Below are 16,992 nucleotides of genomic sequence, written 5' to 3' on the forward strand. Positions count from 1 at the left end.
CTAGTTGTTACCCGCAGCTGCTTCTGATGACCGACAAATGTTTTGAATAACTGTGGCTTATCAGACAATGGTTGCTTGGTCAGGATGCCAGAATCCATAGAAGTCTTGGATAGCGCATTCTGCAAGACCTCTTTGAAAGCCCCCTGTGATACTCGTGACTGGCGGAGCCGGCTATGTTGGCTCTCATATCTGCATTGCCTTGGCCGAGGCCGGCATGCCGTTCCTGATTCTGGATAACTTCAGCAATGCAAGGCGTTCGGTCATCACCAGGCTGGGCAAGATCCTGGGCTTTGCACCGCCCTGCATCGATGCCGATGTGCGCGATGTCGCGGTGCTGGAACAATTGTTTGACGAGCAGCATTTCGATGCGGTCATCCACAGCGCTTTTCTCACCGCGTCTGCCGATGCCGCGCGCGAGCCACTGCGCTACTACGACAACAATGTCTCGGGCACCATCGGCCTGCTGCGCGCCATGCAGACCGCCGGCTTGCGCAACCTGGTGGTGTCGTCCTCGTCGGTGGTCTATGGTGATCCGGCGCCGCACCCGGTGCGCGAGGACGCGCCGCTGTCCGCCTGCACGCCCTACGGCCAGACGGCGCTGATGGTGGAGCAGGTGCTCAGCAGCTTGGATGAAGCCTCGCCCAAGCGCTGGCGCATGGCCTTGCTGCGCAGCTTCAATGCCGTGGGCTGCCATGACAGCGGCCTGATTGCCGAAGACCCACCGCGCATGTCTTCGCATGTCGCACCGTATCTGGCCCAGGTGGCTGCCGGCAAGCGCGATGGCCTGCGCATCTATGGCGGCGACTACCCTACGCCCGATGGCACCCCCGTGCGCGACTACCTGCATGTGATGGACCTGGCCCGCGCCTATGTTGCCACCTTGCAGTATTTGCGCGGCCATGCGGGCCTGGCCCGCTTCAACATCGGCTCGGGCCAGCCCACCTCGGTACTGGGTCTGGTGCGCGCTTTCGAGCATGCCAATGGCCGTGCCGTGCCTTTTCGCATCGGTGCGCGCCGCGCAGGCGACGCAGCGCATTGCTGGGCGGATATCTCGCAGGCACGCACGCAACTGGGCTGGCAGCCCAAGCTGGGGCTGGATCGCATGATGGAAGATGTCTGGCGCTGGCAAATCGGCACCGGCCGTAGCGTGCACTGACGGATCCTGACCCAACGCCTGGCGGCCCAAGCGCTGCAGGCGTTTTTCTGGCCCGCAGCCTGCGCGCCAGCGCTGGGCGTGTTATTGTTTTGCCCGTCTGGCGTTATCGCCACCGCTCCCATCTGCCACGAGATCTTCCATGCTTGCCAAACGCATCATTCCTTGCCTCGACGTCACCGGCGGTCGCGTCGTCAAAGGTGTCAATTTTGTCGAACTGCGCGATGCCGGCGACCCGGTGGAAATTGCGGCGCGCTACAACACCCAGGGTGCCGATGAGCTGACCTTTCTGGACATCACCGCGACCAGCGATGGCCGCGATCTGATCTTGCCGATCATCGAGGCGGTTGCCAGCCAGGTCTTCATTCCGCTGACCGTGGGCGGCGGCGTGCGCACCGTGGCCGATGTGCGGCGCCTGCTCAATGCCGGTGCCGACAAGACCAGCTTCAACTCTGCTGCCATTGCCGATCCTTCTGTCATCAATGCAGCCAGTGACCGCTATGGCTCGCAGTGCATTGTGGTCGCCATCGACGCCAAGCGCCGCCAAGGCCAGGATGTCATCGAGCGCGGCGAGGGCTGGGATGTTTACAGCCACGGCGGGCGCAAGAACACGGGGCTGGACGCTGTCCGCTGGGCCAGCGATATGGCCGCGCGCGGCGCCGGAGAGATCTTGCTCACCAGCATGGACCGCGATGGCACCAAGTCCGGTTTTGACCTGGCCCTGACCCGTGCCGTGGCCGATGCCGTGGGTGTGCCCGTCATTGCTTCGGGCGGTGTGGGCAACCTCGACCACCTGGCCGATGGCGTGCAGCAGGGTGGTGCCGATGCGGTGCTGGCGGCCAGCATCTTCCACTACGGCGAGTTCACCGTGCAGCAGGCCAAAGAGCGCATGCGCGAGCGCGGTATTCCGGTTCGACTCTAAGAACCTGTTCAAAGTCTCCTCGCGCCGCGACAGTGTCTTTGCGAGATGGGATGCTAGGCGCAACACCGCAGCAATAGCCCAGCTATTGCGAGGATTTGCAACAACGCAGACCGCTCGCAAAGCCACTGTCCCTAAGGGTTGGAGTGAAATCGGGCGATTTCTGCGCGCTGGCTCTTGCTTGCACCCCGGTGCAAGCTGCGTTCCATCCCTTCGAACTCATCCCGATTGCACTCCAACGCGGCTGCGTAGAGACTTTGAACAGGTTCTAAGAACAGATTCTAAGCTCGGCTTTTCAGGCTGGTTTTTGACACAAGCAACGGCGCCTTTGGCGCCGTATGTGTTGCGGGGCCTGATCCAGCTAGCTACGTCTGCGAGCTTTGGGGCCAGCGACGCCGCCCTTGCTGGAACTCTCCAGTCTCCGCTGTCTGAACTGCCCAGGCCGTTTGTGCGCGTTTGCACTCTCCTCCGTAGACATCCACCAGCCAGCCTCTGGAGGGGTGGCGTGACTGGCGTTTGTCTTTGGCCATTGCAAGCGGCTATTCGTCGGCGAGTGGATTGGCAGCCCTGGCTACCCCCATGCACCTGGGTAGGGCCAGGAGGTATTTGCAAACGGCATTCCATGAGCATGCTGACCAGCCAAGTTCTGAGCCTCTGCACTCTCTTTCGTCACTAGTGATCTGCAAAGCTATAAAAATGATTGATTTAATCGATCAGAAATGACAGTTTGCAATGATTGACAATGTTTCCAAAGTTGAAACACACTCGGTAATTGCAAACTGCTATAAACGCGATCTATCTATTTTTAGTCACAGTTTGTTTCGGTTGTCTGAGAAATGCGGCGGCAAAAGCCGTAGGCAATTGCAATAGAACTATGAGAAAACGCGTCGCCGATCCGGGCCTGGTGACGCTGATAAGAGGCTGGGAGTTGTCGGCTATGTCGGTGTTTGGGATATGCGTTATGCAGGCTTTGGCCTGCCTGTCTGTTTTCCGCAAGATTTGCGCGCGCACTGCGATGCTGGTGGCGCTGCTGGTGTTACCGGTCAGTGTCTGGGCGCAGGTCTGTGCAGTGCCCGGCAAGGATGGTGTAGGCTCCGCAACTGGCATAGTAAATAGCTACTTTCCAGGCGCTACGGCATCTCTGAATGCTGGTAGTACGAGCTTGACCATTGGTGCCCGAAATACGGCAGGCGCAACGACTGCGTTCGCGGCCAATGACCTCATGCTGGTCATCCAGATGCAGGACGCCAGCATCAATGCCGTCAACTCCAGCGCCTACGGCAGCGGGGGCAGTGGTGGTCAGGGTTCCACCAGCGTCAATAACACCGGTCTGTATGAGTTTGTCCGTGTGGTCTCGGTTTCGGGGTCCACCGTGACGTTCACGCCGGCGCTGGCCAATAACTATCGCAACGCAACGGCAACGTCCACTTCTGGCCAGAAGACCTACCAAGTCGTGCGGGTGCCGCAGTACACCACGGCGGCCGTCAGCGGTGTCACCGCCCCCGCTTGGAATGGTTCCACCGGTGGAGTCGTTGCCATTGATGCCCGCGATACTTTGACGCTCAATAGCGGCACGGTGGAGGGGCAGACCGGCCGTGCCATTTTCCTGGCAGGCAAGGGCTTTCGCGGTGCCATCGGCAGCAATGGCTCCGCACAGGGATCGCGAGACGATTGGATGGGCACTTATGCTGCTGCGGGTGGCGGAGGCGGGAAGGGTGAAGGCATTGCAGGCACACCGCAGTATTTGGCCAACAAGAGCGGAAACTATGGCTCAAAGCTGACGAATGCGGTTCTCAATGGGGGCATCAGCCAGATAGATTCGGGCATCGAAGGCTACCCAGGAGGCTCGCGTGCGCGCGGCGCCCCGGGCAATGCCGGCGGTGGTGGTGCCGATGGCGCACCTGCTGGTGTCAATAACAACAATTACAACGCAGGCGGCGGTGGCGGCGGCAACTACGCCGCCGGCGGACTGGGTGGTCGGCCCTGGGCGTATCCCTTGGTCGACAGCGGTGGTCGTGGCGGCGGTGGCTATATGGGTACCACCGCCTTCAACCGTATTTTCTTGGGTGGTGGCGGTGGTGCGGGTAGTACCAACAATGGGACCGCAGATTCTGCAGCCTACAGCAACAACGGTATTGGGTGTTCGGATGCGGATGGCCGTTGCTCCTCCGGTGCATCGGGTGGCGGTATTGTCATTTTGCGTGCGCAGAATATTACTGGTACCGGTGTGATCGATGTGCGCGGCGCCAATGGCTACAACGTGCAAAACGATGCGGCAGGTGGCGGTGGCGCAGGCGGCTCGGTGGTGATCCATACGCTTGAGGGCGGCACTGCCGTGATCGATGCCAGCGGTGGTGACGGTGGCAACGCCTGGGCGGGCAGCCAGACTGGCTCTGCCGGACGCCATGGCCCTGGCGGCGGCGGCGGCGGTGGCTTTATCGCCTTTTCTCCATCCAGCATGGTGGTCACGACGACCATCAATGGTGGCACTCCGGGTTACACCACCAATGGCACGACGGACAACTACGGCGCCTTTGGTAACCAGGGCGGCGTTGCCTCGTTCCAGTCACCCAATGCACCAGGCACCTTGCCGGGTGCTTCTTGCGCCCCAGATCTGCGCTTGGCCAAGAGCAACGGTGTCAACATTGTGAATGCGGGTAGCACAACCGCCTACACCCTGACCGCCAGCAATGTGGGCGCTTCACCCACCACGGGTTTGATTACCGTGGTCGACAAGTTGCCTACAGGTTTGACGATTCCCTCAGGTACCATTTCCTTGGGGGGGACCAATGCCGCCAACTGGAGCTGTAGCGGCGCAGCCGGCGGCAGTGTGATCACCTGTACCAGCTCTACTGCCATTGCTGCGGCCGGTAGCAGTGTGTTTAGTGTGACGGTCAATGTCGGTCTGAGTTCGGCAACCAGCACAACCATCACCAACAAGGCCAAGATTGGCGGTGGCGGGGATCCGCTCAACGGCTCCGCCCCTACTGAGGCGACCGCGACGGCGTGTACCGGTAACCAGTCACCCGCTGGTTGTGCCATCGATGTCGATGCCGTGAAATCGCCTTTGCTGAGCCTGACCAACAATGACAACACCGATGTGGTCTTGGCAGGTGGGACGACCACCTATGCGTTGACCGTCAACAACGTCGGTGATGCGCCAAGTGCCGGCGTGGTCACCGTTGTAGATGTCTTGCCGACGGGCATGTCCTATACGGGTGCAGCGACTTTCAGCAGCGGAATTTTCAGCTGTAGCTATACCGCGTCAAGCAACAGCATCACCTGCACCACCAACACCGCTATTGCGGCAGGTGGCAGTGCGGCGATTTCGCTGCCGGTCTCAATTGCCAGCACAGCGCCCAGCGCCTTGGTGAACCTCGCCCGCGTTGGTGGTGGCAGTGATTCCAGCAAGCCCAGTGCGCCCACGGTCGCGACCACGCAAACGTGCTCGCCATCGGTGGCTTCGGATATCGCCACGGGCTGCGCGGCCGATACCGATTCGGTCAAGCGTGTGCAACTGAACCTGACCAAGGACGATGGCCGCTTTGGCATCTATGTCGGCGGCACGACGACCTATGCCTTCCGCGTCAGCAATACCGGCGATGCCGACTCGGTGGGCACGATCAATTTCCGCGATGTGCTGCCCACGCCGATGAACTGGCCAGCAGCGCTGACCAAGACGGGCCCCAATGCCGCAGACTGGACCTGCACTCGGGTCAGCAACACGGAAGTCAGCTGTACCTCGAGCACGGTGATTGCGGCGGGGGCTGTCAGCCAGTTCAGTCTGCTGGCCAATGCAGGCGCGATGACCAGCGGCAACCAGTACATGAACAAGGCATTGGTCACTGGCGGTGCCGACGCCGTCCTGGGCTCTGCAGCACCGACCACCACGCAAGTCAATGCCTGTACCAACAACAGTATTCCAGCCGGTTGCGCCATCGATCTGAACACGGCGCAGACACCACCCATCCTGCGGCTGACCAAGACCCATTCCAATCCCCAGTCCAAAGCGCCTGGCGATACGGTGGCTTTCACGCTCACCGTTGCTAACTCCGCCACCGTCGAAGCCCTGGCCAATACCGTACGGGTGGTCGATGTGTTCCCCACGGGGCTCAGCAATTTCACCGTGAACGCCACCCAGGGTATCTTTACCTGTGCCATGGGCTCGGGTGCCGACAGCAATGTGCTGACCTGCAACAACACCGGCGGTGCATTGGCCGCCAGCACCAGCGCCACCATCGCTGTCACTGCCACGGTATCGGCGACCACCAGCACCACCTTGGTCAACAAGGCGCAGGTGGGTACCGACAACACGGATCCCACGACCAGTAGCTACCCCACCAGCACGACGGCGGCGGCCTGTACCGCTGTCAATACGCCGACCGTCGGTTGCGCCACGGACTCGATCCCGGTGGTGCCATCGGCCACCTTGACGGTGGTGGCAAACGTGGCAAGCCGTGCCGCCAGTACCGACCAGTTCACCGTTGCCATCAGCAACGGCCCCACTGCGACGACCTCGGGCACGGCCACCAGCGCAAGTACCGCGGCCTTTGCGGCTACCCCGGGCACCAGCTACGCACTGAGTGAAACGGCTGCCGGCACGACCAACCTGGCGCGCTATACCACCACCTACGCCTGTACCAATGCCACCGCAGGCGGCACCTCGGTGGCGCCGGGCACTGGCACCACCGTGAATGTGACCCCGCAGGCGGGCGATGCCATCACCTGTACGTTCAGCAATACCCCGATCGCGCCGCGCCTGACCCTGGTCAAGAGCATTGCCTCGCGCGCACAGGCCTCGGACCAGTTCACGATCGCCATCAGCAATGGTGGCCCCACCGTATCGACCGCCGGCACGGCAACCTCGGCAAGCACCACGACCTACACGGCCACCGCCGGCACCAGCTACACACTGAGTGAAGTAGCAGCCGCTGGCGCCAACTTGGCGCGCTACAACAGCAGCTACAGCTGTACCAACACGGGCGTTGCCGGCACCACCATGCCTTCGGGCACGGGCACCAGCTTCAGCCTGGCGCCCCAGGCGGGCGACAACATCAGCTGTACCTTCAGCAACAGTGCCATTGCGCCCAAGCTGACGGTCAACACGGTCGTATCGGGCCGCATTCTCGGCACCGACCAGTTCAGCGTGGGCATCAACAATGGCGGCCCTAGCGCCACCACCAGCGGCACGCAAACCACAGCCTCGGCAGGCCCGACCACCGCGACGGCCGGCACCAGCTACCTGCTGACTGAAACCGCCGCCGGCACACCTGCGACCAACCTGGCCCGTTACACCACCACCTACAGCTGTACCAATGCGACGGCGGGCGGCACCAGCGTGTCCTCGGGTGCGGGTACCTCCATCACGGTCGTACCCCAAGCCGGTGATGACATCAGCTGTACCTTTACCAACACGCCGGTCTACCCCAAGCTCAGCGTGACCAAGGCCGCATCACCGACCAGCTTTGTCGTGGGTGCCAGCGGCCAGAGCTACCGCATCACCATTGGCGTGGCCAACGGGCCCACCACTGCGGCCATCAGCATCGCCGACAGCCTGCCCGCTGGCGTGACCCTGTCGGGTGCGCCAACCGTCAGTGGCGCCGCCACCCTGAGCGGTTGCAGCAGCAGTGGCAGCAGCATTGGTGCTTGCCAACTGGCCAGCGGCCTGGCCGATGGCAGCTATGTGCTGACCATTCCCGTGTCGGTGGCATCATCGGCCACGGGCGCCGGCGCTGCCAACACCGCCAATCTGGGCGGCGGTGGTGATCCCAGCTGTACGGCCGCCGCAACGACGGAGGCATGTGATCCCACCACCGCTGCGGTTGCCGTCAAGACCCCGGCCAATGTCAGCCTGGCCAAAACCGGCGCAGCCACTGCGGTGGCAGGCAATAGCTATGTCTACACGCTGGCGCTGAGCAACAGCGGCCAGACCGCCACGGCCTCCAACCTGGTGGTGCGTGACCAGCTCGCCTCCGGCATGGTGGCCACGGGAGTTACCGGCGCCAACTGCGGCACCTTGCCCAGTGCGGCAGGTGCCTTGCTGACCTGTACCGTGGCTGATCCGATCGCAGCAGATGGTGGCTCTGCCAGCATCCAGCTGACCGTAACCATGCCCAGCGGTGGCGGCAATGTCGTCAACTATGCGGCAACCCATCCATCGGGCAGCGGCAATCCGGGTGTGGACCCTGGCCCGGCCTGTACCAATGCGGCCAATGTGGCTTGTGCCAGCTCGACGGCCGCCGTCAGCACCCCCGCCAATGTCAGCCTGAGCAAGACAGGCGCAGCCACGGCGCTGACCGGCTCCAGCTATGTCTACACGCTGACCCTGAGCAACAGTGGCCAGTTGGCCACCGGCAGCAACCTGATCGTCAAGGACAAGCTGCCTGCAGGCGTGGTGGCCACTGGCGTGACTGGCGCCAGCTGCGGCGCGCTGCCCAGCAGTGCCGCCGCCTTGCTGAGCTGTACCGTTGCCAGCCCGCTGGCAGCCGGTGCATCGGCCAGCATCCAGCTGACCGTCACTTTGCCAAGTAGCGGCGGTACCGTCGTCAACAACGCTGCTACCAACCCCACGGGCTCGGGCGCTCCGGGCGTGGACCCCAGTGTTACCTGCGTGAACAGCAGCACGACTGCTTGCGCAAGCCACAGTCTGTCGGTCAACACGCCAGCGAGCCTGGCCACCACCAATGTGCTGACCTTGGTCAATGGCAGCCCCGTGCCCGCTGGCTATTTGGCCAAGCCTGGTGATGTGTTGACCTATACCGTCAGCGTCACCAACAGCGGCGGTACTGCAGGTTCCACGGAAGTGGGCCAGACTGTGCCCGCAGGTACGACCTACACGGGCACCGGTCAAGGCTGGGGCGCAGGTTGCACGGCAGCGGGCACGCAGTGCGCGCAAACCGTGGCAGTCGGTGCTGGCCAGACCAGCACCGTGCAGTACACGGTGACTGTTGCCAGCCCAGGCAGCACTGCCACCATCGTGGACACCGTCACCAGCTCGGTGGGTACCTGCACGACCTGTGTGGAGACTACCGACACGCAGCATGCAGATATGCAGGCAACCGTGACGGTGACGCCAGGCACGACCAGCACGACGGGTGTGGAGTTGATCTACACCAGCGTCTGCAAGAACAATGGTCCACAGACGGCGCTGAACGCCGCTTGCACGGTGACCTCTCCAGCCGGCGCGGTGACGACCTGTACGCCCACCAGCCCGGCAGCGACGCTTGCATCGGGATCCAGCATCACCTGTACCACCAAGCTCACACCGAGCGTGGTGGGTGACTATGCCGTGAGCGTTGCCACCAGCAACACCCTGTACGACGCCGTGACGAGCAACAATGCCGCCACCGCGACGGTCAAGGTCAACACGCCAGCGGCTCTGCGCATCGTCAAGACCCTGGCGCAAGTCAATGGCGCGGCTGTGCCTGCTAACTACGCGGCCAAGATCGGCGACAAGCTGACCTACGCTATGGTCGTTACCAACACCGGTGGCACTGCTGGCACGACAGTCCTGACCGAGACCGTGCCAGAAGGTACCCAGTTTGTGGGCGGTAGTGCTCCTGATGTTGCCCAAGGTTGGAACCAGACACCACAGGCTTGCGGCGTGGCAGCCACCACCTGCACGCAAAGCGTGACGGTGCCAGCGCAGAGCGCCGAAGGTGTGGCTGGTGAGCAAACCGTGCGCTTCACGGTGGAAGTGCTTGCCCCAGCGACCAGCAACGGCAAGATCACCAATACCGTGAGCAGCGACATCCCAGCTGCTTGCGCCTCTGGTACTTGCTCGGTCGAAACTGCTAACGCAGTTGCCGACATGCAAGCGCAGATCACCAGCAGCTTGCCAAGTGCTGTGGTGGTGGGTCAAAGCGTGACCATCACCGGTACCTGTACCAATAACGGCCCGGCCAATGCGGTCAACGCCAGCTGTGCCATGGTGATCAGTAATGGTGCTTCCACTATCAACGCCACTTGCGATGCAGCCAAGACCTTGGCAGTGAGTGAGACGCTGAGCTGCTCGGTGACCTTCACCGCTGCCCAAGGCGACATCAGTGCGACCATCAATGCAGCAACGCAGAGCTACGAGTCCAACACTGCGAACAACACGGACACCAAGTCCACGGTGGGTAATACGCCAGCGAGCCTGGCGACCACCAATGTGCTGACCTTGGTCAATGGCAGCCCCGTGCCAGCCGGCTACCTGGCCAAACCTGGTGATGTGTTGACCTATACCGTCAGCGTCACCAACAGTGGTGGCACGGCAGGCAGCACCGATGTCGGACAGACCGTACCAGCAGGTACGACCTACACGGGCGCCAGCCAAGGCTGGGGTGCCGGTTGCACCGCAGCAGGCACGCAGTGCGCACAAACCGTGTCAGTCGGTGCTGGCCAGACCAGCACGCTGCAGTACACGGTGACCGTTGCCAGCCCAGGCAGCACTGCCACCATCGTGGACACCGTCACCAGCTCGGTGGGTACCTGCACGACATGCCAAGTCACCACCGACACGCAGCATGCAGATATGCAGGCCACCGTGACGGTGACGCCGGGCACGACCAGCACGACCGGCGTTGAACTGACCTACACCAGCGTGTGCAAGAACAATGGTCCACAGACGGCGCTGAACGCCGCTTGCACGGTGACCTCTCCAGCCGGCGCGGTGACGACCTGTACGCCTACCAGCCCGGCAGCGACGCTTGCATCGGGCGACAGCATCACCTGCGTTACCAAGCTCACGCCAAGCACGGCCGGTGACTATGCCGTGAGCGTTGCCACCAGCAACACCTTGTACGATGCAGCTACTGGCAACAACAGCGCAACGACCACCGTCAAGGTCAACACCCCTGCAGATCTGCATATCGTCAAGACCCTGGCGCAAGTCAATGGCGCGGCTGTGCCCGCCAACTACGCCGCCAAGATTGGCGACAAGCTGACCTACGCTATGGTCGTTACCAACACCGGTGGCACTGCTGGCACGACAGTCCTGACCGAGACCGTGCCAGAAGGTACCCAGTTTGTGGGCGGTAGTGCTCCTGATGTTGCCCAAGGTTGGAACCAGACACCACAGGCTTGCGACGCAGCGGCCAGCACCTGCACGCAAAGCGTGACGGTGCCAGCGCAGAGCGCCGAAGGTGTGGCTGGTGAGCAAACCGTGCGCTTCACGGTGGAAGTGCTTGCCCCAGCGACCAGCAACGGCAAGATCACCAATACCGTGAGCAGCGACATTGCTGCAGCTTGCGCCTCTGGTACTTGCTCGGTTGAAACTGCTAACGCCGTCGCCGACATGCAAGCGCAGATCACCAGCAGCTTGCCAAGTGCTGTAGTGGTGGGCCAAAGCGTGACCATCACCGGTACCTGTACCAACAATGGTCCCGTCAGTGCTGTTGGTGCCAGCTGCCAGATGGCCGTGCAGAACGGTGCTGCATCGGTCGGTGCAACTTGCGATGCAGCCAAGACCTTGGCAGTGAGCGAGACGCTGAGCTGCTCGGTGACCTTTACGGCAGCGGAAGGCGCGATCAGCGCCACCATCAACACGACCACGCAAAGCTACGAAAGCGATATCACCAACAACACCGACACCAAGTCCACGGTGGGCAACACGCCAGCGAGCCTGGCTACCACCAATGTGCTGACCTTGGTCAATGGCAGCCCTGTGCCAGCGGGCTACCTGGCCAAGCCTGGTGATGTGCTGACCTATACCGTCAGCGTCACCAACAGTGGCGGCACGGCAGGCAGCACCGATGTTGGCCAGACCGTGCCAGCAGGTACCGCTTACACCGGCACGGGTGAGGGTTGGAGTGCAGGTTGCACGGCAGCGGGTACGCAGTGCGCGCAAACCGTGGCAGTGGGTGCAGGCCTGACCAGCACCGTGCAGTACACGGTGACTGTTGCCAGCCCAGGCAGCACTGCGACCATCGTGGACACCGTCACCAGCTCGGTGGGTACCTGCACGACCTGTGTGGTGACTACCGACACACAGCATGCAGATATGCAGGCAACCGTGACGGTGACGCCGGGCACGACCAGCACGACCGGCGTGGAACTGATCTACACCAGCGTGTGCAAGAACAACGGCCCGCAAAGCGCTATCAACGCAACTTGCGTGGTGACCGCACCAGCGGGCGCATCGGCAGCAATCTGCACGCCAACCAGCCCAGCGGCGAGCTTGGCTTTGGGTGAAAGCATCACCTGCGTTACCAAGCTCACGCCAAGCACGGCCGGTGACTATGCCGTGAGCGTTGCTACCAGCAACACCTTGTACGACGCAGCTACTGGCAACAACAGCGCAACGACCACCGTCAAGGTCAACACCCCTGCAGATCTGCATATCGTCAAGACCCTGGCGCAAGTCAATGGCGCGGCTGTGCCCGCCAACTACGCCGCCAAGATTGGCGACAAGCTGACCTACGCTATGGTCGTTACCAACACCGGTGGCACTGCTGGCACGACAGTCCTGACCGAGACCGTGCCAGAGGGCACCCGCTTTGTAGGCGGCATCGCTCCTAACGAGAGCCAGGGTTGGAGCCAAGCACCGGTCTGCGACGCTGCAGGAAGCACCTGCGAGCAAAGCGTGACCGTGCCAGCGCAAAGCACAGCGACTCCTGCGGTGCCCGGTGAGCAAACGGTGGAGTTCACGGTGGAAGTGCTTGCCCCAGCGACCAGCAACGGCAAGATCACCAATACCGTGAGCAGCGACATTGCTGCAGCTTGTGCCTCAGGTACTTGCTCGGTTGAAACCGCCAATGCGGTTGCTGACATGCAAGCGCAAATCACCAACATCCCAGCTTCGGCTGTGGTGGTCGGCCAAAGCGTGACCATCACCGGTACCTGTACCAACAATGGTCCCGTCAGTGCTGTTGGCGCCAGCTGCCAGATGGCAGTGCAGAACGGTGCAGCATCGGTCGGTGCAACTTGCGATGCAGCCAAGACCTTGGCAGTGAGCGAGACGCTGAGCTGCTCGGTGACCTTCACGGCAGCGGAAGGCGCGATCAGCGCCACCATCAACACGACCACGCAAAGCTACGAGAGCGATATCACCAACAACACCGACACCAAGTCCACGGTGGGCAACACGCCAGCTAGCCTGGCTACTACCAATGTGCTGACCTTGGTCAATGGCAGCCCCGTGCCAGCTGGCTACCTGGCCAAACCTGGTGATGTGTTGACCTATACCGTTAGCGTCACCAACAGCGGCGGTACTGCAGGTTCCACGGAAGTGGGCCAGACTGTGCCTGCAGGCACGACCTATACGGGTTTGGGCCAAGGCTGGGGCGCAGGTTGCACGGGAGCGGCGACGCAGTGCGCGCAAACCGTGGCAGTCGGTGCTGGCCAGACCAGCACGCTGCAGTACACGGTCACCGTGGCTAGCCCAGGTACAACTGCCACCATCGTGGACACCGTCACCAGCTCGGTGGGCACCTGCACGACTTGCCAAGTCACCACCGACACGCAGCATGCAGATATGCAGGCCACCGTGACGGTGACGCCAGGCACGACCAGCACGACTGGCGTGGAACTGATCTACACCAGCGTGTGCAAGAACAATGGCCCACAAAGCGCAATCAATGCAACTTGCGTGGTGACCGCACCAGCGGGCGCATCGGCAGCAATCTGCACGCCAACCAGCCCAGCGGCGAGCTTGGCTTCGGGTGAGAGCATCACCTGCGTTACCAAGCTCACGCCAAGCACGGCCGGTGACTATGCCGTGAGCGTTGCTACCAGCAATACCTTGTACGACGCAGCTACTGGCAACAACAGCGCAACGACCACCGTCAAGGTCAACACCCCTGCAGATCTGCATATCGTCAAGACCCTGGCGCAAGTGAACGGTGCGGCTGTGCCTGTCAACTACGCTGCCAAGATTGGCGACACGCTGACCTACGCAATGGTGATCACCAACACCGGTGGTACCGCTGGCACTACGGTCCTGACTGAGACCGTGCCAGAAGGTACCCAGTTTGTGGGTGGCGGAGCTTCCAACCCTGAACAGGGCTGGAGCCAGACAACACAAGCTTGCGGCGTGGCAGCCACCACCTGCACGCAAAGCGTGACGGTGCCAGCGCAGAGCACGGCGACTCCTGCGGTGCCCGGTGAGCAAACGGTGGAGTTCACGGTGGAAGTGCTTGCCCCAGCGACCAGCAACGGCAAGATCACCAATACCGTGAGCAGCGACATCCCAGCTGCTTGCGCCTCTGGTACTTGCTCGGTCGAAACTGCTAACGCAGTTGCCGATATGCAAGCGCAGATCACCAGCAGCTTGCCAAGTGCGGTGGTCGTGGGTCAAAGCGTCACCATCACTGGTTTGTGCACCAACAATGGCCCAGCCAATGCGGTCAACGCCAGCTGCGAGATGACAGTGAGCAATGGCGGCAACAACACTGCAGTGACCTGCGGTGCAAATGCGACCTTGGTAATGGGTGGCAGCATCAGCTGTACTGCCAGCTTCACCGCTGTTGAAGGTGCTATCAGCGCAAGCATCCAAGCTGCAACGCAAAGCTATGACAGCAATACGGCCAACAACACCGACACCAAGTCGACGGTGGGTAATACCGCAGCCAGCTTGGTGACCACCAATGTGTTGACCGCCGTGAACGGCAGCCCCGTGCCAGCGGGCTACCTGGCTAAGCCCGGTGATGTGCTGACCTACACCGTGACCGTGGTGAACAGCGGCGGCACGGCAGGCAGCACCGATGTGGGCCAGACCGTGCCAGCAGGTACCACTTACACCGGAACGGGTGAGAGTTGGAGTGCAGGTTGTGCTGCGGCATCCAGCACCTGCAGCCAGACGGTGGCAGTGGGCGCGGGCCAAACGAGCACCGTTACCTACACCGTCACCGTGGCTGGCCCAGGCAGCACGGCGAGCATCGTTGACACGGCTACCAGCAGTGTCGGCAGCTGCAGCAGCTGCCAGGTGACGACCGGCACGCAGCATGCAGACATGCAGGCCACCGTGACGGTGACACCGGGCACGACCAGCACCACGGGTGTGGAGCTGATCTACACCAGCATCTGCAAGAACAATGGCCCGCAAACGGCCTTGAACGCGGCTTGCCTGGTGACGGCTCCCGCTGGTGTACAAACCATCTGCGCGCCCACGACGCCAGCCGCAACGCTGGCATCGGGCGACAGCATCACCTGCACCACCAAGATCACGCCAAGTGCAGCCGGTGACTATGCCGTGAGCGTGGCCACCAGCAATGACTTGTACGATCCAGCACCGGGCAACAACACGGCGACGAGGACCGTCAAGGTCAACACGCCCGCCGAGCTGAACATCGCCAAGACCCTGGCGCAAGTCAACGGTGCGGCTGTGCCCGCCAACTACGCAGCCAAGATCGGCGACACGCTGACCTACCAACTGCGGGTGACCAACGCGGGCGGTACTGCCAGCACCCTCGTGCTGACCGAGACCGTGCCAGAAGGCACCCAGTTTGTAGGCGGCATCGCCCCTAACGAGAGCCAGGGTTGGAGCCAAGCACCGGTCTGCGAAGCAGCAGGAAGCACCTGCGAGCAAAGCGTGACGGTGCCCGCACAAAGCGCAGAAGGTGTGGCCGGTGAGCAGACCGTTGCGTTCACGGTGGAGGTGCTTGCGCCTGCGACCAGCAGTGGCAAGATCATCAATACGGTGACCAGCGATGTGCCAGCCGCTTGCGCGGCCGGTGGCTGCACGGCAGAGACGGCCAATGCGGTGGCGGACATGCAGGCGCAAATCACGACGATCCCGTCTGGCGCCGTGGTGGTGGGTCAAAGCGTGACCATCTCCGGCCAATGCACCAACAATGGACCGGCGGAGGCCCTCAATGCCAGCTGCGTGATGACCGTGAACAACGGTGGCACAAGCATTGCCGCAATCTGCGATGCCAACGCCAACCTGGCGGTAGGCGGAAGTCTCAGCTGTACGGCGACCTTTGCTGCGGCAGAAGGTGCGATCAGCGCCAGCATGACGGCAGCAACGCAAAGCTACGAAAGCGACACCGCCAACAACAGCGATGCCAAGGCTGTCAACGGCAATACACCTTCGGCGGTGACGGTGACCAATGTGCTGGTGAAGGTCAACGACGCGCCCGTGCCAGCGGGCTATGTGATCAAGCCCGGCGACAAGCTCACCTACCAGGTGCTGGTCAGCAACACGGGTGGCACGCCTGGCTCGACGGTGTTGACGGAGACGGTGCCTGCGGGTACCCGCTATGTCGGCACGGGTGAAGGCTGGACGGCGGGTTGCGTGGCCGCAGGCAGCAGCTGCACGCAGCCAGCAACGGTGCCGGGCGGCAGCCCGCAAGCGCCGGGCACGGTGGCCTTTGAATACACGGTGCGTGTGGACGACACGGTGACCAGTCCGAATGTGGTCAACACCGTGGGCAGCAGTGCAGCAGGCAGCTGCAGCGCCGCCTGCTCGGTGAGCACGCCAACGCAAGCCGCGGATATGCAGGTGAGCATGCCCGCCACCCTCGATGCCAAGGTGGGGGTGGAGTTCACGCTGACCTCGACCTGCCGCAACGCAGGCCCGGCCACGGCGACCCATGCACGTTGTGATGTCAGCGGCGCGCCTGCCGGTGCGGTCACGGTCTGTACGCCGACCCAGCCCGTGGCGGCACTGGCGGTGGGCGAGTCGATCACCTGTACCACCAAGTTCACGCCGGCCTCCACCGCTGCCATCACGATCACAACCCGTGCCAGCAGCGATGTGTATGACCCAGTGGCAGCGAACAACGAGGCCACGTCGTCTGCGCTGTTTACCAACACGCCGCCCACCGATGTCAAGCGGGTGCCCGTGAATGCCGCTTGGGCGCTGGCCTTGATGGCGCTGCTGCTGGTGCTGTTGGCGGGCAAGGCCCTGCCGCAGCGCCAGGGCCGTCGTCCCCAGGACTGAGCGTTCTGAGCGTGAGCCTCTCCGGCCCGGCTGCATGGCATGCACCGGGCCGTTTTC

3 protein-coding genes are annotated in these 16,992 nt (G+C 62.5%); all 3 read left to right on the plus strand.

The features are described from left to right. Window positions 1-145: 145 nt before the first annotated feature. Window positions 146-1,156: a UDP-glucose 4-epimerase GalE gene (galE, locus tag WH265_RS16405; protein WP_021026069.1), complete on the plus strand. Its 1,011-nt coding sequence runs from the start codon at window positions 146-148 to the stop codon at window positions 1,154-1,156. Window positions 1,157-1,295: 139 nt separating this feature from the next. Next, window positions 1,296-2,075 carry an imidazole glycerol phosphate synthase subunit HisF gene (gene hisF, locus WH265_RS16410; RefSeq protein WP_339558992.1) on the plus strand — a complete coding sequence of 260 codons (780 nt, stop codon included), beginning with the start codon at window positions 1,296-1,298 and terminating at the stop codon, window positions 2,073-2,075. Window positions 2,076-3,294: 1,219 nt separating this feature from the next. Further along, window positions 3,295-16,935, plus strand: coding sequence for a beta strand repeat-containing protein (locus WH265_RS16415; RefSeq protein WP_339558993.1), 13,641 nt, complete (start codon window positions 3,295-3,297; stop codon window positions 16,933-16,935). Window positions 16,936-16,992 lie beyond the last annotated feature (57 nt).

The organism is Comamonas sp. MYb396 (genome assembly GCF_037479555.1).
Classification (GTDB): domain Bacteria; phylum Pseudomonadota; class Gammaproteobacteria; order Burkholderiales; family Burkholderiaceae_C; genus Comamonas.